19 protein-coding genes are annotated in these 25,168 nt (G+C 62.3%); 7 read left to right on the top strand and 12 right to left on the bottom strand.

Annotation, left to right across the window (positions count from 1 at the left end; genetic code table 11):
* Positions 1–5 precede the first annotated feature (5 nt).
* From PspR76_RS19280 to PspR76_RS19265, 4 genes are all read left to right on the top strand, one after another.
* Positions 6–1,250 carry an NAD(P)/FAD-dependent oxidoreductase gene (locus PspR76_RS19280; RefSeq protein ID WP_159957829.1) on the top strand — a complete coding sequence of 415 codons (1,245 nt, stop codon included), beginning with the start codon at positions 6–8 and terminating at the stop codon, positions 1,248–1,250.
* On the top strand, positions 1,251–2,057 hold the full coding sequence (locus tag PspR76_RS19275; RefSeq protein WP_159957827.1) for a sulfite exporter TauE/SafE family protein: 807 nt from the start codon (positions 1,251–1,253) through the stop codon (positions 2,055–2,057).
* A gap of 204 nt (positions 2,058–2,261) precedes the next feature.
* Positions 2,262–3,911 carry an MFS transporter gene (locus PspR76_RS19270; protein WP_159957825.1) on the top strand — a complete coding sequence of 550 codons (1,650 nt, stop codon included), beginning with the start codon at positions 2,262–2,264 and terminating at the stop codon, positions 3,909–3,911.
* A complete protein-coding gene (locus PspR76_RS19265; RefSeq protein ID WP_159957823.1) occupies positions 3,908–5,062 on the top strand; it encodes an HlyD family secretion protein in 1,155 nt (384 codons plus the stop codon). The genes PspR76_RS19270 and PspR76_RS19265 overlap by 4 nt, the downstream gene beginning before the upstream one ends.
* Before the next feature lie 132 nt (positions 5,063–5,194).
* Here the strand turns inward: PspR76_RS19265 and PspR76_RS19260 are convergent, their stop codons facing one another.
* From PspR76_RS19260 to PspR76_RS19235, 6 genes are all read right to left on the bottom strand, one after another.
* Entirely contained in the window at positions 5,195–6,070 is an 876-nt protein-coding gene (locus PspR76_RS19260; RefSeq protein ID WP_159957821.1) for an SMP-30/gluconolactonase/LRE family protein, read from the bottom strand.
* Between the two features lie 30 nt (positions 6,071–6,100).
* Entirely contained in the window at positions 6,101–6,919 is an 819-nt protein-coding gene (locus PspR76_RS19255) for an NAD-dependent epimerase/dehydratase family protein (protein ID WP_159957819.1), read from the bottom strand.
* Positions 6,920–7,320: 401 nt separating this feature from the next.
* Entirely contained in the window at positions 7,321–8,583 is a 1,263-nt protein-coding gene (locus PspR76_RS19250; RefSeq protein WP_159957817.1) for an OprD family porin, read from the bottom strand.
* A gap of 262 nt (positions 8,584–8,845) precedes the next feature.
* Positions 8,846–9,703 (bottom strand): copper homeostasis membrane protein CopD, encoded by an 858-nt coding sequence (copD, locus tag PspR76_RS19245; protein ID WP_159957814.1) that lies wholly within the window; start codon positions 9,701–9,703, stop codon positions 8,846–8,848.
* A gap of 3 nt (positions 9,704–9,706) precedes the next feature.
* Positions 9,707–10,072, bottom strand: a complete 366-nt coding sequence (copC, locus tag PspR76_RS19240; RefSeq protein WP_159957812.1) for a copper homeostasis periplasmic binding protein CopC — start codon at positions 10,070–10,072, stop codon at positions 9,707–9,709.
* Between the two features lie 18 nt (positions 10,073–10,090).
* Complete coding sequence (locus PspR76_RS19235; RefSeq protein WP_159957810.1) at positions 10,091–10,534, bottom strand: GNAT family N-acetyltransferase; 444 nt, start codon at positions 10,532–10,534, stop codon at positions 10,091–10,093.
* A gap of 143 nt (positions 10,535–10,677) precedes the next feature.
* On the opposite strand from PspR76_RS19235, the gene PspR76_RS19230 reads away from it, so the two are divergent.
* On the top strand, positions 10,678–11,298 hold the full coding sequence (locus PspR76_RS19230) for a TetR/AcrR family transcriptional regulator (protein ID WP_049709047.1): 621 nt from the start codon (positions 10,678–10,680) through the stop codon (positions 11,296–11,298).
* A 117-nt stretch (positions 11,299–11,415) separates the two neighbouring features.
* On the opposite strand, the gene preA is transcribed toward PspR76_RS19230, so the two are convergent.
* From preA to hydA, 3 genes are all read right to left on the bottom strand, one after another.
* On the bottom strand, positions 11,416–12,690 hold the full coding sequence (gene preA / locus PspR76_RS19225; protein WP_159957808.1) for an NAD-dependent dihydropyrimidine dehydrogenase subunit PreA: 1,275 nt from the start codon (positions 12,688–12,690) through the stop codon (positions 11,416–11,418).
* Positions 12,690–14,057 carry an NAD(P)-dependent oxidoreductase gene (locus tag PspR76_RS19220; RefSeq protein ID WP_159957806.1) on the bottom strand — a complete coding sequence of 456 codons (1,368 nt, stop codon included), beginning with the start codon at positions 14,055–14,057 and terminating at the stop codon, positions 12,690–12,692. The genes preA and PspR76_RS19220 overlap by 1 nt, the downstream gene beginning before the upstream one ends.
* Positions 14,058–14,226: 169 nt before the next feature.
* Entirely contained in the window at positions 14,227–15,666 is a 1,440-nt protein-coding gene (gene hydA, locus PspR76_RS19215; protein ID WP_159957804.1) for a dihydropyrimidinase, read from the bottom strand.
* 590 nt (positions 15,667–16,256) lie between these two features.
* Between hydA and PspR76_RS19210 the strand changes: the two genes are divergently transcribed.
* Complete coding sequence (locus tag PspR76_RS19210) at positions 16,257–17,744, top strand: NCS1 family nucleobase:cation symporter-1 (RefSeq protein WP_159957802.1); 1,488 nt, start codon at positions 16,257–16,259, stop codon at positions 17,742–17,744.
* Positions 17,745–17,902: 158 nt separating this feature from the next.
* On the top strand, positions 17,903–19,186 hold the full coding sequence (locus tag PspR76_RS19205) for a Zn-dependent hydrolase (RefSeq protein WP_159957800.1): 1,284 nt from the start codon (positions 17,903–17,905) through the stop codon (positions 19,184–19,186).
* A 130-nt stretch (positions 19,187–19,316) separates the two neighbouring features.
* Here PspR76_RS19205 and PspR76_RS19200 read toward each other — a convergent pair whose 3' ends face one another.
* The 3 genes from PspR76_RS19200 to PspR76_RS19190 are packed head-to-tail and all read right to left on the bottom strand — an operon-like array spanning position 19,317 to position 25,096.
* The gene (locus PspR76_RS19200; RefSeq protein ID WP_159957798.1) at positions 19,317–20,735 is read right to left on the bottom strand and encodes an efflux transporter outer membrane subunit; all 1,419 of its coding nucleotides are present in this window, start codon (positions 20,733–20,735) and stop codon (positions 19,317–19,319) included.
* Positions 20,719–21,885, bottom strand: coding sequence for an efflux RND transporter periplasmic adaptor subunit (locus PspR76_RS19195; RefSeq protein WP_159957796.1), 1,167 nt, complete (start codon positions 21,883–21,885; stop codon positions 20,719–20,721). The genes PspR76_RS19200 and PspR76_RS19195 overlap by 17 nt, the downstream gene beginning before the upstream one ends.
* A complete protein-coding gene (locus PspR76_RS19190) occupies positions 21,875–25,096 on the bottom strand; it encodes an efflux RND transporter permease subunit (protein ID WP_159957794.1) in 3,222 nt (1,073 codons plus the stop codon). The genes PspR76_RS19195 and PspR76_RS19190 overlap by 11 nt, the downstream gene beginning before the upstream one ends.
* Positions 25,097–25,168 lie beyond the last annotated feature (72 nt).

The following is a 25,168-nucleotide window of genomic DNA, read 5'->3' as shown; positions in this document are numbered from 1 at the left end:
TCGACATGAACGACCAACACTGTGGCCCCACCATCAGTGGCGATATCGTAGTCATTGGCGGCGGTTCGGCAGGCATCGGCCTGCTGGCCAGCCTGCTCAAACGTGATCCGCACCTGAACATCACCCTGATCGAACCGAGTGAATACCACTGCTACCAGCCGGCCTGGACCCTGGTCGGCGGCGGCGCCTACGACGTCAAGAAGACGCGGCGGCCCATGGCGGATGTGTTGCCCAATGGCGTGAGCTGGGTGCAGTCCGCCGTCAGCGAGTTGCTGCCGGATGAGCAAACCTTGGTGCTCGACAGCGGCCAGCGCGTCACCTGGAACAACCTGATCGTCTGCCCCGGTTTGCGCCTGGCATGGGAAAAAGTCGAAGGCCTGCAAGACACACTGGGCCAGAACGGCGTGACCTCCAACTACAGCTACGAGCACGCCGCTTACACCTGGCAATTGGTGCAGCAGCTCAAGAGCGGCAAGGCGATTTTTACCCAGCCGGCCATGCCGATCAAATGCGCGGGCGCGCCGCAAAAGGCCATGTACCTGTCCTGCGATCACTGGCTCAAGCACGGCAACCTGAACAATATCGACGTCGAGTTCGACCTCGCGGGCGCCGCGCTGTTTGGCGTGGCGACCTTTGTGCCGCCCTTGATGAAGTACGTCGAAAAATACAACGCGCGGCTGGCGTTCAACTCCAACCTCGTCAAGGTCGATGGCCCGGCGCGCAAGGCGTGGTTTGAGGTCAAGGACGCCGAAGGCAACGTCACCGTCGCGGAAAAAACCTTCGACCTGCTGCACGTGGTGCCGCCGCAAGTTTCCCCGGACTTTATCCGCCAAAGCCCGCTGGCCGATGCCGCCGGCTGGTGTGAAGTGAACCCCCACAGCCTGCAACACCTGCGTTACCCGCACATCTTCGGCCTGGGTGATGTGTGCGGCACCACCAACGCCAAGACCGCCGCCGCCGTGCGCAAGCAGATCGTGGTGGTCGCCGAAAACCTGCTGGCCCTGCGCAAACAGGCGCCGCTGCCGCTCAAGTACGACGGCTACGGCTCCTGCCCGCTGACAGTGGAGAAGGGCAAGGTGGTGCTGGCCGAGTTCGGCTACGGCGGCAAACTGTTGCCGACCTTCCCGCTGGACCCGACCCAGGCGCGCCGCTCGATGTGGTTCCTCAAGGCCACGCTGCTGCCGTGGTTCTACTGGAACGGCATGCTCAAGGGCCGCGAGTGGCTGACCCGCCTGAGCAAGGTGGATTAAATGCTGCTGGCAAGTCTGTTGGGCGTATTGATGGGCCTGGTCATGGGCCTGACAGGCGCAGGCGGTGGCATCCTCGGGGTGCCGGCGTTGGTGTTGGGGTTGGGCTTGACCATGACCCAGGCGGCGCCGGTGTCGCTGCTCGCCGTGGGCGCGGCGGCGGCAGTCGGCGCCATCGATGGGTTGCGCCATGGCCTGGTGCGTTATCGCGCGGCGATGTTGATCGCGTTGCTGGGTGCATCGTTTTCGCCGTTGGGGGTGTTTGTCGCTCACCAAATGCCGGAACCCGCGCTGATGGGGCTGTTCAGCGCGCTGATGGTGCTGGTGGCCTGGCGCATGTTGCAGCGCGAAAAGGTCGAGGCCGGGCCAAGTGACCATGGCGCCGCGTCATGGGGCCAGAAGAACTGCATGCTTGATCAGCAGACCGGGCGCTTTGCCTGGACCGCCAAGTGCAGCGCCACCCTGGCCGCCCTCGGCGCGGTGACCGGCGCGGTGTCGGGCTTGCTCGGCGTAGGTGGCGGCTTTCTGATTGTGCCGGCATTCAAGCAACTGACCGATGTGCAGATGCGCGGCATTGTCGCCACCTCGTTGATGGTGATCAGCCTGATCTCGCTGATCGGCGTGGCCGGCGCGTTTCATGCCGGTGTGAGCATCGAGCCCATGGGCTGGGTGTTTATCGGCGCAAGCATCGTCGGCATGCTGATCGGGCGGCGCCTGTGTTCGGTAATCAAGGCGCGCACCCTGCAAGTGGGCTTCGCCAGCCTGTGTGTGGTAGTAGCCGCCGGCATGCTGCTCAAAGCCGCGCTCTAATTCCAACCCGAAATACATCCCAATTGTGGGAGCTGGCTTGCCTGCGATAGCGGTCTGACTGATCCACCGCCATCGCAGGCAAGCCAGCTCCCACAGTTTTGAGCGCGTCCGCTTGAGGCATGGCAAGATGAACTCTGCTCAGGTTTACTACTCCCTGAGTAACGGATTTATCGACCTTGCACGTCGGCTCATCAAGGCCACCGAATGGACAACAAATACACCCCCCACACCTGGCAGCCCCACGAGCGACCGAGCCTGCCTGGCTCGCCGTCGACGCCGCTGCACAGCAACCCGAAGCGCTGGGCCTTTGCGCTGGTTGGTGTGCTGGTGGCAATCACCGGCGGGCTCGGCAACGCGTTGGTGATCGCCAACCTGCAATATTTGCAAGGCGCCTTGGGCGCAACCACCGCCGAGATGGCCTGGCTGCCCGCCGCCTATGTAATGACCAACGTGTGCATGAACCTGCTGCTGGTGAAGTTTCGCCAGCAGTTTGGCCTGCGCGCGTTTACCGAGGTGTTCCTGGTGCTGTACGCGCTGGTGACCTTTGGCCACTTGTTCGTAAACGACCTGAGTTCCGCCATTGCGGTGCGGGCGGCCCACGGCATGGTGGGCGCGGCGCTGAGTTCGCTGGGCTTGTACTACATGATCCAGGCGTTCCCGGCCAAGTGGCGCATGAAAGCCCTGGTGCTGGGCCTGGGCACCGCGCAGTTGGCGCTGCCGCTGGCGCGGCTGTTCTCCGAAGACTTGCTGCAAATTGCCGAGTGGCGCGGGCTGTACCTGTTTGAACTGGGCCTGGCACTGATCTGCCTGGGCTGCGTGTTCCTGCTCAAATTGCCGCCGGGCGACCGCTTCAAGACCTTTGAAAAACTCGACTTCCTCACCTTCGGCATTCTCGCCACCGGCGTCGCCTTGCTGTGCGCGGTGCTGTCCCTGGGGCGTATCGACTGGTGGCTGGAAGCGCCGTGGATCGGCGTGGCCTCCGCCTGTTCGCTGGTGCTGATCATGGCCGGCCTGGCCATCGAGCATAACCGCGCCAACCCGTTGCTGATGACCCGTTGGCTGGGCAGTGGGGTGATGATTCGCCTGGCGCTGGCGGTGGTGTTGATTCGCATGGTGCTGTCGGAGCAATCCACCGGCGCCGTGGGCTTCATGCAAATGCTCAACATGAGCTATCAGCAGATGCACACGCTGTACGTGGTGATGCTGGCCGGGGCGATTGCCGGGCTGGTGGTCAGTGCGCTGACGATCAACCCCGCGCACCTGCTGATGCCGCTGATCATCTCCCTGGCGTTGATGGCCACGGGGTCGGTGATGGACAGCTTCTCCAGCAACCTGACCCGCCCGCAAAACCTCTATATCAGCCAGTTCCTGCTAGGCTTTGGCGGCACCTTCTTTCTCGGCCCGACCATGGTGCTGGGCACGCGCAACGTGCTCACCAACCCGCGCAACCTGGTGAGTTTTTCGGTGATGTTCGGTATCTGCCAGAACCTCGGCGGCTTGATTGGTGCTGCCTTGCTCGGGACGTTCCAGATCGTGCGCGAGAAGTACCACTCCAGCATGATTGTCGAGCACCTGACCTTGCTCGACCCGCGTGTGGCCGCGCGGGTGCAGAGCGGCGGTTCGGCGTATGGCGGGATCATCGCCGACCCGGAGTTGCGCAACCTGATGGGCATTCGCAGCCTGGCCACGGCGGCCACGCGTGAGGCGAATGTGATGGCCTACAACGATGTGTTCATGCTGATTGCGATCATCGCGATCCTCACCATGCTCTGGATCTTCACCCGCAGCCTGTGGCTGATGAGTACCACCAAGGCAGCAGCCCCTCCCGTTCAACCCAGCGGCGTTACTTCATGACCGAACCGACTACCAGCACTACGACAACCACCAACGCCATCGCCTCCACCCCGGAAGGCACCACGCCGCCGGGCGCCTCGGTCACCGAGCCGCGTTCGCTGCGGGTACGCATCATCTCGTCGTTGGGCTTTGCCGCGATTGCCATCGTCGGCGTACTGATCGTGCTGTATGCCTGGCAATTGCCGCCGTTCAGCAGCGCGGTGGAAACCACCGAGAACGCGCTGGTGCGCGGCCAGGTGACGATTATCGGCCCGCAACTCGCCGGCTATGTGTACGAAGTGCCGGTGCAGGACTTCCAGTTCGTCAAGGCCGGTGACCTGCTGGTGCGCCTCGATGATCGCATCTACAAACAGCGTCTTGACCAGGCGCTGGCGCAACTGGCGGTGCAGAAAGCCGCGCTGGCCAACGTGGTGCAGCAACGCAACAGCGCCGAAGCCACCATCAAGCTGCGCCAGGCCGCGTTGGTCGACAGCCAGGCCCAGGCGCGCAAAAGCACCGCTGATCTGCGCCGCAATGAAGAACTGATCAGCGACGGCTCGGTGTCCAAGCGCGAGCTGGACGTGACCCGCGCCGCCAATGCACAAACCATCGCCGCCGTGGCGCAGGCCCAGGCCAGCCTGGAAATTGCCCGGCAGGACCTGCAAACCGTGATCGTCAATCGCGGTTCATTGGAAGCCGCCGTGGCCAGCGCGGATGCGGCGGTGGAGCTGGCGCGCATCGACCTGTCCAACACGCGCATCCTCGCGCCGCGTGACGGCCAGTTGGGGCAGATCGGCGTGCGGCTCGGCGCCTACGTCAACTCCGGCGCGCAATTGATGGCGCTGGTGCCGCCGCAGCTGTGGGTGATCGCCAATATGAAGGAAACCCAGATGGATAACGTGCAGGTCGGCCAGCCGGTGACCTTCACCGTGGATGCGCTGAACCACCGCAAGTTTCACGGCACGGTGCAGCATATTTCCCCGGCGACCGGCTCGGAGTTCAGCCTGCTGCAGGCGGACAACGCCACCGGCAACTTTGTGAAGATCGCCCAGCGCGTGCCGGTGCGGATCACGGTGGACCCGGATCAGGCCGAGAGTGAGCGCTTGCGACCGGGGTTGTCGGTGGTGGTGAGTATCGATACCGCCGGCCGCCTCAAAAACACCCCGCCCTGACCGACGCGAACCCTGTAGGAGCTGGCTTGCCCGCGATGCAGGCAGCTCGGTCTGTCAGGTACACAGAGTCGATGCCATCGCAGGCAAGCCAGCTCCCACAGACCCCGGTACTCGCGGATAACCGCATCACCGCTAGAGCACGAAGCTGGGTTCGGGCAACCCTTGCACGCCTGGGTTGAGGGCAAATACGCCACCCGACAGCGACTGCTCACTCTGGTCATCACGAATCGAGGTGACGAACAGCGTGTCCAGGCGACTGCCGCCAAAGGCGCACATGCTGGGTTTTTTCACCGGAACGCTGAGGGAGCGATCGAGGCGACCTTCCGGGGTGAAGCGGTGAATCAGCCCAGCGTCGTTGGCGCAGATCCAGTAGCAGCCGTCGGCGTCGACCGCCGCGCCGTCGGGGCGGCCGGGCAGCGGCTGCATGTCCACAAACACGCGGCGATTGGAGGGCGTGCCGGTCTCGGTGTCGTAATCGAACGCCCAGATCTGCTGCACCAGCGGGTGTGAGTCCGAGGCGTACATCGTGCGGCCATCCGGGCTGAACGCCAGGCCATTGAGGGTGATAAACCCGTTCAGCTGGGCGTGCGGCGCCGAACCCGACGCGTAGCGATAGAGCGTGCCCTCGGCTGCGTTCAAACCCATGTTCAGCACCATGCTGCCGGCCCAGAAACGGCCCTGGCGATCACAGCGGCCGTCGTTGAGGCGCATGTCGGCGCGCGGGTGCTCGACACTCGCCAGAGGCGTGGTGTCGAGGCTGCCGTCGTTGTGCGGGGTGAGCTGGAAAAAGCCGGTTTCCATCCCGGCGACCCAGTTGCCCGCGGTGGTGCGGGCGATACAGGCGAGCATCTGCGGGGCGGTCCAGGCGGCGATGTGGCCGGTGGCGGCGCTCCAGCGTTGCAGGCCGCCGTTGGGAATATCCACCCAATACAGCGCGCTTTCCTCCGGCACCCACACCGGGCACTCGCCCACGACATTGCGGGCGTCGACGATCAATTCAGCAGTCATGGCCACTCATTCCCTTGGGTTGCTGTGCACTCAGTCACCGAACGGCCCCGCCGCGCAGAACGCGCCGCCCTGATAGACCTTGGCCGGATCATCGGCGGCCACCGGTGGCTGTGTTTCGACCTGGGCGCGGAACACTTCGGAGCTGTCTTTGGGCGCGTAACCCAGGTGCGCGGCGTAGCGGTTGTCCCACCAGGTATCGAGGTTATCCGACATGCCGTAGACCACGGTGTGCCCGACATTTGGCGTGTACAGCGCGCGTTCGAGCAGTTGAGTGAGGTCGTCGAAGCTCAGCCAGGTGTGCATCATTCGACGGTTTTGCGGTTCCGGGAATGAGGAGCCGATGCGGATGCTCACGGTTTCGATGCCGTAGCGATCAAAGTAGAAACTCGCCATGTCTTCGCCATAGGATTTGGACAAGCCGTAGTAGCTGTCCGGGCGACGCGGCGAATGGGCGTCGAGCTTTTCGCCCTGCTTATGAAAGCCGATCACATGGTTGGAGCTGGCGAAGATTACACGCTTCACACCATGACGGCGGGCGGCTTCGTAGATATGGAAGATGCCGCTGATATTCGCGCCAAGAATCTCTTCGAACGGGCGCTCCACCGAGACACCACCGAAATGCAGGATGGCATCGACGCCTTCCACCAGATGGTGCACGGCTTGTTTATCGGCGAGGTCGCACGGTTGCACTTCTTCGCTGGCATCGGCAGCCGGGGCCATCGAAGCGATGTCCGACAGGCGCAACACCTGGGCATAAGGGCGCAGGCGTTCGCGCAAGACTTTGCCGAGGCCGCCGGCGGCACCGGTGAGCAACAGGCGGTTGAATGGAGCAGGCGTGGTGGTGGTCATGGGAATTCCATTGTTGTTGTAGGTTGTCGTATGACTTGTCGGAAGTATCGTTTTGGACTCCCCAGGTTGTCAACGCCTTGCCAGACGACAGGTTTCAAAAGGTGGGAGCTGGCTTGCCTGCTCCCACATGCCTGCTCGTTCCCACGCTCTGCGTGGGAACGCCTCTTGTGACGCTCTGCGTCACGCTTTGGACGCAGAGCGTCCAGGGCTGCATTCCCACGCGGGAGCGTGGGAACGATCAGCCAGCTCAAACATTGACCGAGTTATGCCTGCTCGTTCCCACGCTCAGCGTGGGAACGCCTCTTGTGACGCTCTGCGTCATGCTTTGGACGCAGAGCGTCCAGGGCTGCATTCCCACGCGGGAGCGTGGGAAGGATCAGCCAGCTCCCACATTGACCGAGTTATAACAGTGAGATCGGATAGCTGATAAAAATCCGATTCTCATCGAACTCATTGTTGCTGAAATCCCGACGCATGCTCGAATTCCTCCAGCGCACGTTCAAGTCCCTCAGCGCGCCGCTCTGCACCGTGTAGGCCAGTTCCGATTCGCGGCCCCATTCCTTGCCGTCGGTAATCGCCCCGGTGTGCACGTTACTGCCGCTGATATAGCGGTTCATCATGGTCAGCCCTGGAATGCCGAGCACCACGAAGTTGAAGTCATGGCGTACCTGCCAGGATTTTTCCTTGGCGTTATCGTAGCTGGCGTTGTAGCTGTCGTTGGCCAGGGTGCCGCCGCTGGTGCCATTGACCCTCATCCACAGGCTGTCGCCGGTGAGTTTCTGCAGGCCCACGTAGAACGTATTGCCGTTGTAGCGGGCCGAGAGCAGGGCCGAGACGGTCTTGTTGTCGAGGTCGCCGGCCAGTGCGCGGCCATCTTCCTTGCCGTTGAAATAACCGAGGTTGGCGCCTAGGGTCCAGTCGCCGACGGGCTGGCTGTGGGTCAGGTTGAAGTATTGCTGCTGGTAGATATCGGTTAATTCGGCGTACCACACGCCGACCTGGGTGCGCTTGTCATTGAAGCTGTACTCGCCGCCGCCAAAGTTGAAACGGTCGGAAGTGAAGGCCGCTTTGCCGTTCATGAACATGTCTTCCATGCTCGCGTCGTTGCGCGGGCTGTTACCGCGAAACTGCCCGCCGTAGAGGGTCAGGCCGGCAATTTCGTTGGACGTGACCTGGCCGCCGCGAAAGGTCTGGGGCAGCGAGCGGCCATCGTCTGAGCGCAGGATGGGCAACACCGGCATCCACTCGCCGACCTTGAGTTCGGTCTTTGACAGCTTGGTTTTCAAGGCCACGCCCAGGCGCCCGAAGTTGTCGGCGGGGCGCCCGTCGCTGTGGATCGGCAGCAGTTGCGTGCCACCGGTGCCTTTGCCGCCGTCGAGCTTTTGCGAGTACAGGCCCAGCACATCAAGGCCGAAACCCACGGTGCCCTGGGTGAAGCCGGATTTGGCATCGAGGATGAAGTTCTGCGTCCATTCCTCGGCCTTGGCTTGCGGGTAGGTCGGGTTGGTGAAGTTGCGGTTGAAGTAGGCGTTGCGCAGGTTCAGCGTGGCTTTGGCGTCTTCAAGGAAACCGTCGGCCTGGGCGTTGTGGGGCAGGGCGAAGGCCAGGCTGCCGAGGCCGATAAGGCGGATGCACGAGGAGGAATTGCGGGCGAATGGACGCACTGTGAAGCTCCCTTTTCTTTTGTTGTTTTTATTATTTGTTATACGTTGTCGTACAACATTGGGCGGGATATTTGCGAGGTTTTACCGCAGTGTCAAGCAGAAGTTATACGATGACCTGGCATTGCCCGACCTGAAGTGGGCACCATCACTGTGGGAGCTGGCTTGCCTGCGATGGCATCGCCGAGGTGTAGTTGTGGGACCGAGGCGCCCGCATCGCAGGCAAGCCAGCTCCCACAGGTTGAGCGCATTTCAAAGCTGATTTTCAGTTGGCCATGACCATCGGCGGCAGGGTGCCCAGCAGGGAAACCGCCGCCACCGCCGCCACACCCAATACCCATTCCAGCATCACGCTGGCCTTTAAACTGCCCAAGCGCTCTTCACAGTGCTCAATGCGCAGTCGGTTCAGCAGCGCCAGGGCCAACATGCCCAGCACCAGCAGCACCTTGATCAACAGAATCAGCGCAAAGCCGTTGAACAGCGGCGTAGGCCACAGCTGCCCGGTCAGCACGCGCACATTGATCAAACCGGTCACCAGCAAACCGGCGACCAGCCCGTACCCCACGCCGCTGAAGCGCCGGAGGATGGGCTCCAGCTCAAACCGTTGCGGCTGCCTGAGGATCAACACCAGCAACAGCAACCCGCCGAGCCAGGCACCGACACAGACCAAGTGCACCACCTGGTTGAGGATCAGCAATTGCCCGCTCAGCCCATTGAGCATGGCGCCGTGGCCGACCGGTGCGAGCGTCGCCAACAGCAGCGCAGTCAACGGCAGGCGCAGTGCGGGCCAGGGTTTGATCAGTACGATCACCAGCAGCAGGTTCAGCAACAGGTGCCAGACCCACACCTGGCCAAAGAAGGTTTTGCTCAGCACCAACTGCACGGTGGCCGGTTGCAGGGCCGCCGCCCAACTGCCGGCCATGCTGGCGGTGATCAACAACAGCCACGCCACGCCGGAGACCAACCCCAGCCAGGCCAGTACACGGGTGATACGTTGCAGGTGCCGGTCCAGCGCCGGCTGCGGTTCAGCGCCGAGCAGCCAGGGCCTGAACGCACAGGCCCCGAACATCAACAACACGACGATGAAATGCAGGAAGCGGCACAGCACCAGCAGGGTCGCCATGGGTTATTGGCCGACCTTGAAGCTGTATTCACCGTTGCTCTTGTGGGTGTCGACCGACACCGCGTTCCACACCACTTTGTAGGTGCCGGCTGCCAGCGGTGCGGCGGGCGTGACGACCAGGGTTTTCTTGTCGGCGTCCGGGGTTTCCAGGCCTTTGATCGCGACTTCGGTGCCGTCTTTGCTCAGTGACACCTTGGTGAAGGTGGCTTCGACGCCTTCGCTGAAGGTCAGGCGCAGGTCAGCAGGCGCGGCGACCGTGCTGTCAGCCGCAGGCGTCGAGCTTTTAAGGTGGGCATGGGCAAACGCCGCCGAGGCGCCGAGCAGGGACGCCAGCAGGGCGACGGTGGTCAGGGTTTTCTTGATCAACATTGTTCAATACCTTCAGGTTTAGAGAGTCGGTAAAGCCATGTGCAACAAGGGAAAGGGTTTGCCTTCGCCATCCAGCGGCGAGCGCGCGACCTGGATAAAACCATAGTGCAGGTAGAAGCCCACGGCTTGCGGGTTTTGCTCGTTCACATCCACCGTCAGGGTGTCGTGGCGGGCGCGGGCGTGGTCGAGCAATTGGCGGCCAATGCCCTGGCCACGGCGGTCGGGGTCGATAAACAGCATTTCCACGTTGTGCCCGCCGGTGCCGATAAACCCGGCGATGCCTTGGCGGTCTTCGAACACCCAGACATCCAGTGCAGGCATCGGCAGGTAGGCGTCACGCACCAGGGGCAGCAGGCGCTGGATGTCATCCTCGGGGAGGAAGTCATGGGTGGCCCGCACCGAACGCTCCCACAGTGCTCCCAGCACTGGGTCGTCGGCGGCCACGCGAGGTCGGATAGTCATGGCAATGATCCTTCATGGGGATCGCGATCCTAACCAATCCGTTTTGCAGGGGAAAGGTTCGCGTAAGAAGTTTCATTATGCCCTGTCGCCGCGATCTAGAGCCGATGGTAGTCTTGAGGCCATGTTGTTGTCAGGGAGCCCTTATGGGCAATCACAAAATCGGAATTCGTCGGGTCAACGTCGAAAAGATCCTGCTGGCGGCGGAGAAAATCTTCGCTGAAAAAGGCTATGGCAGCACCGCCATGGCCGACATCGCTGAAGAAGTGCAACTGCCGCGCTCCAACCTGCATTACTACTTCACCACCAAAAGCGAGCTTTACAGCGCGGTGCTGTTCGATTTGCTGGAAGTGTGGAAGCAGGACGCCCTGAGCTTTGAAACCTTCGATGACCCACGGGTGGTGCTCAGCAGCTACATCCGCGCCAAGATGCAGCGCTCGCGCACGCGGCCGTATGGCTCGAAAGTCTGGGCCAATGAAATCATCCACGGCGCGCCGACACTCGGTGAGGCGCTGGATGAAAGCCTGTACGACTGGGCCAAGATGAAGGAAGCGAAAATTCGCCAGTGGGTGGAGGACAAACGCATCCTGCCGGTGGAGCCGTCGAGCCTGCTGTATATGATCTGGGCCTCGACCCAGCACTATGCGGACTTTGACCACCAGGTGAAGATTTTGAATGACCACCAGCCGTTGTCGGACATGCAGTTTGAGAAGGCGATTCAGACGGTGACGGGGGTGATTTTGCGCGGGATTGGCTTGGAGCCGTAATGATCGTTCCTACGCTCCGCGTGGGAATGCCTCACTGGACGCTCTGCGTCCGCTCTTGGGACGCGGAGCGTCCCTGGCTGCATTCCCACGCGGAGCGTGGGAACGATCAATCAAGCGCTACACCGCCTCCCGATACGGATTCCTCGGATCCTGCGTCCAATTCAAAAACGGCTTGCCCGTGTCCATCGGCACCATCTCAATGCAATCGGCCACTGGGCAGGTGATCTGGCATAAATTGCAGCCCACGCACTCATCATCAATCACCTCGTATTTATGCGTGCCATCCGCCTGCTTCAAGCTCGCGATCGCCTGGTGCGAAGTGTCTTCACAGGCAATATGGCAACGCCCGCAACCAATACAGGCCGCCTGGTCGATCTTGGCGATCACCTGATAATTGATATCCAGGTACTTCCAATCGGTGGTATTGCCCACCGCGCGCCCGGAAAATTCCTGCAGGCTTTTGTAGCCTTGGCTGTCCATCCAGCGCGACAGTCCATCCTTCATTTCTTCCACAATGCGAAACCCATGCAGCATCGCCGCCGTACACACTTGCACTGCGCCGCAGCCCAGGGCGACGAATTCCGCTGCGTCGCGCCAGTTGCCGATGCCGCCAATCCCGCAGATCGGCAAGCCTTGGGTCTGCGGGTCGCGGGCGATTTCCGCAACCATGTTCAAGGCAATAGGCTTCACCGCCGAGCCGCAATAACCGCCATGGGTGCTTTGGGTGCCGACCACCGGCAGGGCGACCATGCGCTCCAGGTCCACGCTGGTAATGGAGTTGATGGTGTTGATCAACGACACCGCGTCCGCGCCGCCGCGATACGCCGCACGCGCCGCCACACGGATGTCGGTGATATTCGGTGTGAGCTTGACGATCACCGGCAGCGAGCAGTACGTCTTGCACCAGCGCGTCACCTGCTCGACATATTCCGGCACCTGGCCGACGGCCGCGCCCATGCCGCGTTCCGGCATGCCGTGAGGGCAGCCGAAGTTCAGTTCGATGCCGTCGCAGCCGGTGGCTTCCACCAGCGGCAGGATGTTTTTCCACGACTCTTCTACGCACGGCACCATCAGTGACACGATCAGCGCGCGGTCGGGCCAATCCTTTTTCACCTGGGTGATTTCGCGCAGGTTGATCTCCAGCGAGCGGTCGGTGATCAACTCGATATTGTTGATGCCCAGCACTTCACGGTTGGCGCCAAAGTGCGCGGAATAACGCGACGACACGTTGACCGCCGCCGGGTCTTCACCGAGGGTTTTCCAGACCACGCCGCCCCAACCGGCTTCGAAGGCGCGGACCACGTTGTAAGCCTTGTCGGTGGGCGGCGCGGAGGCCAGCCAGAACGGGTTGGGGGCTTTGATACCGGCGAATACAATCGAGAGATCGGCCATTACGCAGCCTCCACATTCAGCATGAGTTGGGCGTGCATGGCTTCGGCGGCCAGCTTGCCGTGTTGCACCGCCTGCACGGTGAGGTCCTGGCCGAGGCTGACGCAATCGCCCCCGGCGTAGACGCCTGGAATGCTGGTTTGCAGGTGTTCGTCGACGAAGATGCGTTCGCCCACGCGGTGCAGTTGTTGCGCCAACGGGTCGTGCAGCGCTGCGTTATCGAAACCTTGGCCGATGGCCTTGAAGATCGCATCGGCGGCCAGTTCGAAGGTTTCGCCGGTAGGGTGCAGGCGACCGTTTTCCATGCGCGTGCGGGCGAAACGCATGCCGCGCACACGGCCCTGGTCATCCAGCAGCACTTCTTCAGGTTGAGCCCAGGTCAGCAGGCGCACCTGATTGGCCTTGGCAATCTCCTGTTCATGCCCAGTGGCGCCCATGTCGGCGAGGCCACGGCGGTACACAAGGTTCACATCACGGGCGCCAAGCCGAGCCATTTGCACGGCCATGTCGATGGCGGTGTTGCCGGCGCCGAGCACGATGCAGCGGTCGGCCAAGGGCAGTTGAGTGAGGTCGTCGGCCTGGCGTAGTTCACGGATGTAGTCGGTGGCGGCGAGCAAACCGGGGGCGTCCTCGTGCGGCAGGCCGAGCTGTTTGCTGGCGGCAAGGCCGAGGCCGAGGAACACCGAATCGAACTGCTGGTGCAGTTCGCTCAAGGTCAGGTTGTCGCCCAGGCGCTGGCCGTGGCGGATCTTGATGCCGCCAATCTGCAGGAGAAAATCCAGTTCCTTCTGGGCAAAGTCATCCACCAGTTTGTACTTGGCGATTCCGTATTCATTCAGGCCGCCGGCCTTTTCCCGCGCTTCGAAAATCACCACGTCATGACCGTGCAAGGCGGCGCGGTGGGCGCACGCCAAGCCGGCAGGCCCGGCGCCGACCACGGCAATGCGCTTGCCGGTGGGCGCGGCGCGCTGGAACGGGTGTTCGCTGAAGTGCGCGTTGTCGATGGCGTAGCGTTGCAACAGGCCGATCAGTACCGGCGCGCATTCTTCGGCGTTGTTACGCACGCAGGCTTGCTGGCACAGAATCTCCGTAGGGCAAACCCGCGCGCAGCTGCCGCCGAGGATGTTCGCCGAGAGGATCTTTTGCGCCGCGCCTTGCACGTTGTCGGTGTGGATATTGCGGATGAACGACGGGATGTCGATTTCGCTGGGGCATGCATTCACGCACGGCGCATCGTAGCAATACAGGCAGCGCGAGGCTTCCAGCTGTGCCTGGCGGGCGTTGAGTGGCGGCGCCAGGTCGGTGAAGTGGCTGGCGAGGGTCGGCCCATCTTCATGGGGATGGGGGAGGTGGTTCAGGGTCTGGATCACGGTGTAGGCCTCACGGTTTTTTTGGGTTGCCTCTAGCGGGCATTTGCGATCGTTCCCACGCTCTGCGTGGGAATGCCTCACTGGACGCTCTGCGTCCGCTTTTGGGGCGCAGAGCGACCCTGGCTGCATTCCCACGCAGAGCGTGGGAACGATCATGTGCGCTGTATGTTCAGCGCTTTACAGCAGTGGGCCTGGAATGCTCCGCCCGCTTGCTCAACTGCTCAAACACCGCCGGGTACGCCGGCCGTTCCACATACCGCCCGGCACCGCGTTCGGCGCGCAGGTCGCCATCGGCCCAGACCAGCTTGCCCTGGCTGATGGTGTGGCTCGGCACGCCGCGCACGGTCTTGCCTTCGAAGATGTTGAAGTCGACTTTTTGATGGTGGGTCTTGGCCGAGATCGTCCGCGTGCCCGCAGGGTCCCACAGCACCAAGTCCGCATCGGCGCCGACTCGAATCGCACCTTTGCGCGGGTAGAGGTTGAAGATCTTCGCGGTGTTGGTGGAGGTCAGCGCGACGAATTCCTGCATCGACAGGCGCCCGGTGTTTACGCCTTCGTCCCACAGCAGCGCCATGCGGTCTTCGATGCCGGCAGTGCCGTTGGGGATCTTGCTGAAATCGTCACGGCCAGCGGCTTTTTGCTCGGCGCAGAAACAGCAATGGTCGGTGGCGGTGGTGTGCAGGTTGCCCGATTGCAGGCCGTGCCACAGCGCTTCCTGATGCCCGCGCGGGCGGAACGGCGGGCTCATCACGTAGCCGGCAGCGGTTTGCCAGTCGGGGTGTTGGTAGACGCTGTCGTCGAGCAGCAAGTGGCCGGCGAGCACTTCGCCGTACACCGGCTGGCCCTTGCCACGGGCGTAGGTGATTTCATCCAGCGCTTCCTGGGTGGACACGTGTACCAGGTACAGCGGCGTGCCGATGGTCTCGGCGATTCGAATCGCCCGGCTGGCCGCTTCGCCTTCGACCTGGGAAGGGCGCGACAGCGGGTGCGCTTCCGGCCCGGTGATGCCTTGGGCCATCAGCTTGCGTTGCAGGTGATACACCAGCTCGCCGTTTTCCGCGTGCACGGTGGGCACTGCGCCCAGTTCCAGGCAGCGTTCGAAGCTCGCGACCAGGGTGTCATCGGCGGCCATGATCGCGTTCTTGTAGGCCATGAAATGCTTGAAACTGTTGATGCCATGATGGCTGACCAGCTCGGCCATTTCCTCGCGCACCTGCTCGCTCCACCAGGTGATCGCCACGTGAAAGCCGTAGTCGGAAGCGGATTTTTCCGCCCAGCCGCGCCACTGGTGAAAGGCTTCCATCAAGGACTGCTGCGGGTTGGGAATCACAAAGTCGATGATCGAGGTGGTGCCGCCCGCCAGACCCGCCGCCGTGCCGCTGAAAAAGTCTTCGCTGGCCACGGTGCCCATGAAGGGCAATTGCATATGGGTGTGCGGATCGATGCCGCCGGGCATCAAGTACTGGCCGCTGCCATCGAGTATTTGAGTGCCGGCGGGAATATCCAGATTCGCGCCAATCGCGCGAATTAGACCGCCTGCGCATAACACATCGGCGCGGTAACTTTCATCATGGGTAATAACGGTGGCGCCACGGATCAACAGCGACATGTCGAGTTCCTCACAGGCTTGACCGGCTTGTGCCAGTTCTAAGTGTTGTAATGCGGCTTGCCGATGGTCGGTTAAATCCTGTCATCGGTGACAGGAATAGAAACTAGCCCGAGTTTTTAGATTGAGCAAGAAGATTTTTCTTATGCTTGTAGCTATTTTAACTAGATGATTTTAAACGAAAAAAACTGTTAATCACCAAAATGTAGCGACCTCTCACCATTTTGACGCACTTGACAGGTTCTTGATTTGAGCAACATTTCTTATTGCAAATCAGACGCTTGAGACATGCCTCTTGACGGGGCCGGTAAATAAAAATAATTGTGTTGCACCAGATTGAGTCCTGAGGCTTCGGGAACTTGCGCGTTATTTAGCCTGAGTAAGGCGACAAGTACTGTAGGCACAATCGGAAAGCTGATTAACATCAGCACGTTAGTTAAGCGGTGCGGGTTAAAGTCGGGTGGTCGGCACGGTTATTGAGTGCAGTGGCGGCTGGCCGGGCCCGTGATGTCATGTTGTTTACGAGGTACTCCGGCCACCCTGCGCCAAGCGTTGGGTGAGCAACAATAATTCAAAAAAACCGTGGAGCGGCCATGCAACAGAACAGATCGCAAGTCATCGAACGCAACGGCCTGTACGAACTCGACGCCGGCCCCGACGTCCTCGACAGCCCTCGCTATAACCACGACATGGCCCCCACCAAGGTGCACGAACGCACCTGGAACAAGTGGCACATCACCGCGCTGTGGGTCGGCATGTCGATCTGCGTGCCCACCTACACGCTGGGCGGGGTGCTCACCGCGTACTTCGGCTTGTCGGTGGGCGAGGCGCTGATGGCGATTCTGCTGGCCAATATCGTGGTGCTGATCCCGCTGACACTTAACGCCTTTCCCGGCACCAAGTACGGCATTCCGTTTCCGGTGCTGTTGCGTCCGTCCTTCGGCATTCTCGGTTCCAACGTGCCCTGCCTGATTCGCGCGCTGGTGGCGTGCGGGTGGTTTGGCATTCAAACGATGTTCGGCTGGCTGGCGATTCACCTGTTTCTGGGCTCGATTTTCGACGGCTGGAAATCCCTCGGCGGCACCGGCGAAGTGATCGGCTTCATGATCTTCTGGTGCCTGAACTTGTGGGTGGTGTTGCGCGGCGCCGAGTCGATCAAACGCCTGGAAACCCTGTCTGCGCCGCTGCTGGTGGCGGTGGGCATTGGCCTGCTGGTGTGGGCGATGCCGAATGTGTCGCTCAGCGAGTTGATGGCGATTCCACCCAAACGCCCCGAAGGCGCGAGCCTCACCGGTTACTTCATGGCGGGCCTCACCGCGATGGTGGGTTTCTGGGCGACCTTGTCGCTGAATATTCCCGACTTCAGCCGCTACGCCAAAAGCCAGAAGGACCAGATCCTCGGGCAGATTTTCGGCCTGCCGCTGACCATGTTCCTGTTCGCCGCCCTTGGCGTAATCATGACTGCTGCGTCGGTGAAACTGGTGGGCGTCAGCGTCTCCGACCCAGTGAGCTTGATCGGGCATATCCAGAGCCCGGTGTGGGTGGCCGTCGCCATGGCGCTGATCATCGTCGCCACTTTGTCCACCAACACCGCGGCGAACATTGTCTCGCCCACCAACGACTTCCAGAACATCGCGCCCAAGCTGATCAACCGCACCACGGCGGTGATACTCACCGGGCTGGTGGGGTTGGCATTGATGGGGCATGAACTGCTGAAAAAACTCGGGCTGATCGTCTCGGACGTGAGCCTGGAAACCGTGTATTCGAACTGGTTGCTGGGCTACTCCAGCCTGCTGGGGCCGATCGCCGGGATCATGGTGGTGGACTACTTCATCACCCGTAAACAGCAGCTCGACCTGGCCGGCCTGTACCGCGATGACGTGTACCCGGCATGGAACTGGAGCGGGTTTATCGCGTTCGGCGTGCCGGTGGTGCTGACCTTGCTGTCGCTGGGCAGCGATGCGTTCAGTTGGTTCTACAGCTATGGCTGGTTCACCGGTTCGGCGTTGGGTGGGGTGTTGTATTACGGGTTGAATGCCAAACGTGGCATCAGCCCAGTCACCGCTAAATCACCTTTGTAAAAGCGGTCAATGTGGGAGCTGGCTTGCCTGCGATTGCAGCACCTCGGTACTGCAGGAATACCGAGTCGCCTGGATCGCAGGCAAGCCAGCTCCCACACAAACCGGCTCCCCCATTTGAGCGAGTCAATTCATAAGAACAGTAGCCTGAGGAGATCCCCATGAACGCTGCCATCGACGTTCTGCAATCGACCCATCAGCACATCAACCGCGACCGCCTGTGGCAGTCCCTGATGGACCTGGCCAAACTCGGCGCCACGCCAAAAGGTGGCGTTTGCCGCCTGGCCCTCACCGACCTCGACCGCAAGGCCCGCGACCTGTTCGTCAAATGGTGCGAAGACGCCGGTTGCACCGTGACCATCGACGGCATCGGCAACATCTTCGCGCGGCGCCCAGGGCGCAATCCCAACCTGCCCCCGGTGATGACCGGCAGCCATATCGACACCCAGCCCACCGGCGGCAAGTTCGACGGCTGCTTCGGCGTGCTGGCGGGTGTGGAAGTGCTGCGCACGCTCAACGACCTCAAGATCGAAACCGAAGCGCCGCTGGAAGTGGTGGTGTGGACCAACGAAGAAGGCTCGCGTTTCCCGCCGTGCATGATGGGCTCGGGCGTGTTTGCCGAAAAATTCACCCTGGCGGATACCTTGGCCAAGGTCGATGTGGACGGCGTCAGCGTGGGCGATGCGTTGAATGCGATTGGCTATGCCGGCACACGACCTGTCAGCGGCCACAAGGTGGGCGCCTATTTCGAAGCGCATATCGAACAAGGGCCGATTCTTGAGGATGAGAAAAAAACCATCGGCGTGGTGCTGGGCGCCCTTGGGCAGAAGTGGTTCGATCTGAAATTGCGCGGTGTCGAGGCGCATGCGGGGCCGACGCCGATGCATTTGCGCAAGGATGCGTTGGTAGGCGCGGCCGCCGTGGTGGCGGCGGTGAATGCGGCGGCGTTGGGGCATCAGCCGCACGCGTGCGGCACGGTGGGTTGCCTGCAAGCCTATCCCGGCTCGCGCAACGTCATCCCCGGCGAAGTGCGCATGACCCTGGACTTCCGTCACCTGGAACCGGTACGCCTGGATTCGATGATTGCCCAGGTGCGTAAAGTGATCGATGAGACCTGTGCCAAGCACGGCTTGAGTTTTGAAATGGAGCCCACTGCGGACTTCCCGCCGCTGTATTTCGACAAAGGCTGTGTGGACGCCGTGCGCGATGCGGCGAATGGGTTGGGCCTGTCGAACATGGACATCGTCAGCGGAGCAGGGCATGACGCGATCTTCGTCGCCGAACTCGGCCCGGCCGGGATGATCTTTGTGCCGTGTGAAGGCGGTATCAGCCATAACGAAATCGAGAATGCCGCCCCGGATGATTTGGCGGCGGGCTGTGCGGTGTTGTTGCGGGCGATGGTGGCGGCATCCGCTGCAATCGCCAGCGGAAAACTGGCTGCCTGACGATCATTGCCTGACGATCGTTCCCATGCTCTGCGTGGGAATGCCGCCCCAGACGCTCCGCGTCTGCCTTGAGGTGGTGACGCAGAGCGTCACAGGATGCATTCCCACGCGGAACGTGGGAACGATCAGGTCAGGCGCCGGGTTGCCAGCCGCCGCCGAGCGCTGTCACCAGCCCCACGCTCGCCTGCAACTGCCGCGTCTGCACCGCCTGCAATGTCCTTTGTGCCTGCAACGCTGCTGTCTGCGCCGTCACCACATCCAGGTAACTTACGGCCCCGGCCTGATAGCTGTTCATCGCCAGCGATTGCGTGTGCTGCGCCGCATCCGCCGCCGCCTGTTCGTCCTGCGCTTCCTGTTGCAAATCCCTGAGCTGCGCGAGGTTGTCTTCCACCTCACGGACGGCTTTGAGCACATGGCTGCGGTACTGCGCCGAGGCTTCTTCAAACTCGGCTTTGGCCTGGCGTTCATTGGCACTCAAACGCCCGCCGTCAAAGATCGGCAAATTCACCAATGGCCCCAGCGCCCAGTACCGATTGCCGGCGGACAGCAGGTTGCCAACTCCTTGCGTCTGCCCGCCGAGTAATCCGGTCAAGCTGAAGTCCGGATACCACGCCGCTTTCGCCACACCGATATTCGCATTGGCGGCGAACACCCGCCGTTCCGCCGCTGCAATGTCCGGGCGACGTTGCAGCAGGTGGCTCGGCAGCTGCGATGGAATCGCCGGTAGCGCAATCAATTGCTGGCTTGGCGGCAACGTAAAGTTGCTGGCTGCCACGCCCACCAATTCGCCAATCGCATGCTCGGTCAGGTTGCGCTGCCCGCGCAATTCATCCAGTTGCGCCTTGGCTTCGGCCAGCTGGTTTTGCGCGCGAGTCAGGTCCAGTTCTGAAGCGATCTGGCCTTCGTAACGGCTGCGGGTCAGTTGCAATGCCTGGCTGAAATCATCCAGTGAGCTGTTCAGAATCCGGCTCTGTGCATCCAGCCCGTTGAGCTGCACATACAGCGTCGCCAACTGGTGTTGCAGGCTCAGGCGCGCGACCGCCAAATCATCGCCGGAAGCCTGCGCCTGGGCATCACCGGCCGCGACCTGGTTGCGGATTTTGCCCCACAGGTCCAGGTCGTAGCTCAGCGAGAAACCCGCGGTATTGCTGTTGTACACCGACGGCTGTGTGTCGCCGCGCAGTGGTCGCGAGTCCGACTGCCGCTGGCGCAGCGGCTGCGCACTGGCGGTGATCTGCGGGAACAACCCGGCGTGCAGTTGGCTGGCATACGCCTGGGACGCATCGAAGTGCGCCAGTGCCGCCGCCAGGTCCGGGTTGGCCTTGAGCAGTTGCTGTTGCAGGTCGGTCAGGCGCGAATCGTTGTAGAGCTTCCACCAGTCGGGCGCCAATGGGTCGGACGGCTGCGCGCTGTGCCACGGGCCGTCGCTGGTCTGTTCGCGGTAGCCGGCGGGCAGGTCAACCGATGGCACCTTGTAGGTCGGCGCCATCGAGCAGCCCTGCAATAGCAGCAGCATCAACGCCGCCAGGGGTTTAAGCCTTGGGCGCATGCGCACCTCCGGCGTCGGCCAGTTGCACGGGGTCGCCTTCGCGCAGGGCGTCGGGCGGGTTGTCGACCACGCGATCGGCGGGTTTCAAGCCCTGGTCGATGACCAGGCGCTCGCCGAGGTCGAGGCCGATGTGGATGGCTTGCAGGTGCACGTGGTTCTGCGCATCCAGCACCGCGACTTGGGTGCCTTGGGCGCGGAAGATCAGCGCGCTGGCCGGGATGCTTACGCCGTGGGTGTCGGCCGGAATCGGCAGCGTGGCTTCGGCGTAATCGCCGGGCAGCAATTCACCGTTGGGGTTGTCGGCGACGAACTGCGCCAGCAGCGTGCCGGAGCGGCGGTCGATGGCGGTGGAGTCGCCGATCAGGCGCGCCTTGAAGTGCTCGCCGGGGTGCTCGGGCACGGTCAGCTCGGCTTCGAGACCTGGGTGAATCACCGCCGCATAGTTCTGCGGCACCGGCACATACAGGCGCAACTGGTGGGTGTCGGCGATGTTGAACAGCTCCGGATCGCTGTCGGTGTCGGCCTTGATCAACTGGCCGATATCGGTGTTGCGCGCGGTGATGGTGCCGGCAAACGGCGCGCGGATGGTCTTGTAGCCTTCCAGCGCCGACAGCCGCGCATAGTCGGCGGCGGCAGCTTCGGCGTTGGCCTTGGCTGCAGCGGCGTTGGAGGTTTTTTCATCCGCCTCCTGGCGCGACACCGAGTGGCTGGCCAACAGGTTTTGCCAGCGTGTGGCGGTGGTTTCGGCCAGGCGTGCATTGGCCTGTTCCTGCACCAGCCGGGCGTGGGTTTGCGCCAGTTGCTGGTCGAGGTCGGGGCTGTCGATTTCGGCAAGCACTTGCCCGGCTTTGACCTGGGTGCCGATGTCGGCTTTCCAGTCCTTCAAGTAGCCGCTGACCCGCGCGTGGATCGGCGCCTTGCTCCACGCCTCCAGGTGCGCGGGCAGGCGCAGGGTGTCGCCGGCCACGTTCTGTTTCGGTTGGAACACCATCACTTGCGGGATGGCGGCGGTTTCGGTCCAGGCGCTGACCGATTGTTCGTGCATCGTGCGGGCGTGCAGGCCGTTGGCGACCAACAGGGCGGCCAGTGTCAGGCCGCCGACACCCATGAGCATCAGACGCTTGCGCGAGGGTTTGTGATCAGACGACATGTGAAGTTTCTCCAGCAGCTGCGCGAGTAGGGTGACGACCGTGGACCAGGCTGAAGACCACGGGTACAAACAACAGGGTGGCGATGGTGGCGAAGATCAAGCCGCCGATCACCGCCCGGCCAAGGGGCGAGTTCTGCTCTTCGGACAACGCCAGCGGCAACATGCCGATGATCATCGCCAGGGCCGTCATGCACACCGGGCGGAAACGCGTGTAACCGGCCTCCATCGCGGCCTTCAACGCGTCGCCATGTTCGGCCAGGCGTTCACGGCAGAAGCTCACCACCAGAATCGAGTTGGCCGTGGCCACGCCCATGCACAGGATGGCCCCGGTCAGGGCGGGCACCGACAGTGAGGTGCCGCTGAGGAACAGCATCCACACGATCCCCGCCAACGCTGCGGGCAACGCGGTGATGATCACAAACGGGTCGGCCCAGGACTGGAAGTTGACCACGATCAGCAGGTAGATCAGCACCACCGCACCGAGCAAACCGAAGCTCAAACCACTGAAGGCTTCATGCAGCGCATCGATCTGCCCATGCAGGCTGATCACCGCGCCTTTGGGGCGCATGGAAGCGGTGTCATCCAGCACTTTTTGCACGTCGCGGGCCACGCCGCCGAGGTCACGGCCTTGCACGTTGGCGTACAGGTCCAGGGTCGGTTCGATGTTGTAGTGGGTTACCACGGCCGGGCTTTGCACGCGCTCGATGCTCGCCACACCGCCGAGGATTTGGGACTGCCCATCGGCGCCGGTGACCGGCAAGGCTTCCAGCGATGGCAGGCTGTCGAGGCGGTATTGCGGGGTTGCGGCGACGATGGAGTACGACACGCCGTTGGCCGGGTTGAGCCAGAAAGTCGGCGCAGTTTGCGAGCTGCCCGCGAGGGAGGCGACCATGCTATTAGTCACGTCACGCTCGGTAATGCCCAGGCCATTGGCGCGCATGCGGTCGACGTTAACTTGCAGCGACGGGTAGCCGGTGGACTGCTGAATGCGCAGGTCGGCAATCCCCGGAATGTGCGACAGGCGCCGCTCCAGTTCCACCGCATAGGCGCGGTTTTCTTCATCGCTGCGCCCGGAGATTTTCACGTCCAAGGGGGCCGGTGCGCCGAAGTTGAAGATCTGGCTGCTGATGTCCGCCGGCAGGAACGCGAAGTGACTGCCGGGGAAACTTTGCGGCAAGGCTTCACGCAGTTTTTTCACGTAGTCGGCAGTGGGCGCGTGGTCCTTTTTCAGCGTGACCTGGATGTCGCCATCCTGCGGGCCGATGGTGCCGCTGCTGCTATAGGCCATGTCGATGCCGCTGAGTGGGATGCCGATGTTGTCGACGATAGTGTCGAGTTCTTCGGCGGGGATCACTTCGCGAATCCGCGCTTCAATCCGGTCGAAGGCGGCGGCGCTTTCTTCAATCCGCGTGCCCAGCGGCAAGCGTACGTGAAGGGCGAGGGCGCCGGCGTCGGTGGCCGGGAAGAAGTCCTGGCCCAGGCTTGGCAGCAGCAGGAATGAAGCCAGCACACAGGCCAGGAAACCGACGATAAAGCGCTTGCGATTGCCCAGCGCGAGGATCAGCAAGCCATGGTAGGTGTCGCGGATGTTCGAGAAGTGCCGTTCGAAACCCTGCTGGAAATTCAGCACCGATTGCAGCGCGGCATTGCGCGGTTTCTTGTGCTGTTCACCTTCATGGTGGTTGATGAATGCATCTTCCGGGTGGTGCCCCGCGCCTGGCTCCGGCGTGTGCGGCTTGAGCAGGAACATTGCCAATGTCGGCACCAATGTCCGCGAAAGAATGAAGGAGCTGGCCATGGCAAAGATCACCGCCAGCGCCATCGGCCGGAACAGGTAACCGGCGATGCCTTGCAGCAGGAACATCGGCACGAACACGATGCAGATGCACAGCAGCGAGACGAACGCCGGGCCGACGATTTGCGCGGCGCCGTCGAGGATCGCGGTCTTCACCGCCTTGCCTTGTTCCAGGTGCCAGTTGATGTTTTCGATGGTCACCGTGGCGTCGTCCACCAGAATCCCCACCGCCAACGCCAACCCGCCGAGGGTCATCACGTTGAGGGTTTGCCCGGTAACCGCCAGCAGTGCGATGGCCGACAGCACGGCCAGCGGAATCGAGGCGGCGATGATCAGCGTCGAGCGCCAGCTGCCGAGGAACAGCAGGATCATCGCACTGGTCAGCAGTGCGGCGATGATGCCTTCCTGGGCCACGCTGCCCACCGATTGCTTGACGAACACCGAGGCGTCGCCCAGCAGCGAAGTCTTCAGCGACGGCGGCAGGGTTTCGTTGATGCGCGGCAGCATCTGGCGGATGCCGTCGATGATCGACAGGGTCGAGATGCTGCCGTTTTTCAGGGCCGGCATCAGCACCGCACGGTGGCCGTCGACGCGCACGATGTTGGTCTGCGGCGGCGAGCCGTCACGCACATGAGCCACTTGGCCGATGGTGATCAGCGCGCCGTCGACGGTCTTGATCGGCAGGTCGTTGAGTTCATCAATCGCCTTGGGGCTGTTGTTGAGCAGGATCGTGTATTCGTTGGGGCCGAGTTTGGCGGTGCCCACCGGAATGATCTGGTTCTGCAGGGCCAGGGCGTTGCCCACGTCCTGCGCCGACAGGCCTTTGGCAGCCAGGGCTTGGGGGTCGAGGTCGAGGGTGATTTGGCGCTGCTTGCCGCCCATTGGCGTGGGCATGGCCAGGCCGGGGAGGGCGCTCAACGGCAGGCGGATATTGTTCTGCACCAGGTCGCGGATCTTGGCTTCCGAGAGGCTGGGGCTGGAGAACGCCATTTGCAGGATCGGCACCGTGGAGGCGCTGTAGTTGAGGATCAGCGGCGGCGTAATGCCCGGTGGCATCTGCTTGAGCACGGTTTGTGACACGGCCGTCACTTGGGCGTTGGCGGTGCGGATGTCCACGCCGGGCTGGAAGAAGATCTTGACGATGCCCATGCCGGGCAGCGATTGCGATTCGATGTGTTCGATGTCGTTAACGGTGGTGCTCAGGGAGCGTTCGTAGGTGTAGATCACCCGACCGGCCATGGCGTCCGGTGACAGGCCGTTGTACTGCCAGACCACAGCGACGACGGGAATGCCGATATCGGGGAAAACATCCGTAGGGGTTTTCAGGGCCGCCATCGGCCCGACGATACAGATGAATATGGCCAACACGATGAACGTGTACGGCTTTTGCAGTGCGGTCTTTACCAGCCCGAGCATGCGTGAACCTCCGGAGAACACAGGATTGCAAACCCCGGCAGTCTTGCCCGACCCACCTAACACGCACCTTTC

The organism is Pseudomonas sp. R76, assembly GCF_009834565.1.
Taxonomy (GTDB): domain Bacteria; phylum Pseudomonadota; class Gammaproteobacteria; order Pseudomonadales; family Pseudomonadaceae; genus Aquipseudomonas.
Note: the sequence above shows the minus strand (reverse complement) of the source record. Positions and strands in the feature narration are given on the sequence as shown.

Coding starts and splice junctions, on each gene's coding strand:
- PspR76_RS19210 (WP_159957802.1), top strand. CDS start 16,257: ATGCAACAGAACAGATCGCAAGTCATCGAACGCAACGGCCTGTACGAA.
- PspR76_RS19255 (WP_159957819.1), bottom strand. CDS start 6,919: ATGACCACCACCACGCCTGCTCCATTCAACCGCCTGTTGCTCACCGGT.
- PspR76_RS19190 (WP_159957794.1), bottom strand. CDS start 25,096: ATGCTCGGGCTGGTAAAGACCGCACTGCAAAAGCCGTACACGTTCATC.
- PspR76_RS19265 (WP_159957823.1), top strand. CDS start 3,908: ATGACCGAACCGACTACCAGCACTACGACAACCACCAACGCCATCGCC.
- PspR76_RS19200 (WP_159957798.1), bottom strand. CDS start 20,735: ATGCGCCCAAGGCTTAAACCCCTGGCGGCGTTGATGCTGCTGCTATTG.
- PspR76_RS19270 (WP_159957825.1), top strand. CDS start 2,262: ATGGACAACAAATACACCCCCCACACCTGGCAGCCCCACGAGCGACCG.
- copC (WP_159957812.1), bottom strand. CDS start 10,072: ATGTTGATCAAGAAAACCCTGACCACCGTCGCCCTGCTGGCGTCCCTG.
- PspR76_RS19275 (WP_159957827.1), top strand. CDS start 1,251: ATGCTGCTGGCAAGTCTGTTGGGCGTATTGATGGGCCTGGTCATGGGC.
- PspR76_RS19260 (WP_159957821.1), bottom strand. CDS start 6,070: ATGACTGCTGAATTGATCGTCGACGCCCGCAATGTCGTGGGCGAGTGC.
- hydA (WP_159957804.1), bottom strand. CDS start 15,666: ATGTCGCTGTTGATCCGTGGCGCCACCGTTATTACCCATGATGAAAGT.
- preA (WP_159957808.1), bottom strand. CDS start 12,690: ATGGCCGATCTCTCGATTGTATTCGCCGGTATCAAAGCCCCCAACCCG.
- PspR76_RS19195 (WP_159957796.1), bottom strand. CDS start 21,885: ATGTCGTCTGATCACAAACCCTCGCGCAAGCGTCTGATGCTCATGGGT.
- PspR76_RS19230 (WP_049709047.1), top strand. CDS start 10,678: ATGGGCAATCACAAAATCGGAATTCGTCGGGTCAACGTCGAAAAGATC.
- copD (WP_159957814.1), bottom strand. CDS start 9,703: ATGGCGACCCTGCTGGTGCTGTGCCGCTTCCTGCATTTCATCGTCGTG.
- PspR76_RS19280 (WP_159957829.1), top strand. CDS start 6: ATGAACGACCAACACTGTGGCCCCACCATCAGTGGCGATATCGTAGTC.
- PspR76_RS19205 (WP_159957800.1), top strand. CDS start 17,903: ATGAACGCTGCCATCGACGTTCTGCAATCGACCCATCAGCACATCAAC.
- PspR76_RS19235 (WP_159957810.1), bottom strand. CDS start 10,534: ATGACTATCCGACCTCGCGTGGCCGCCGACGACCCAGTGCTGGGAGCA.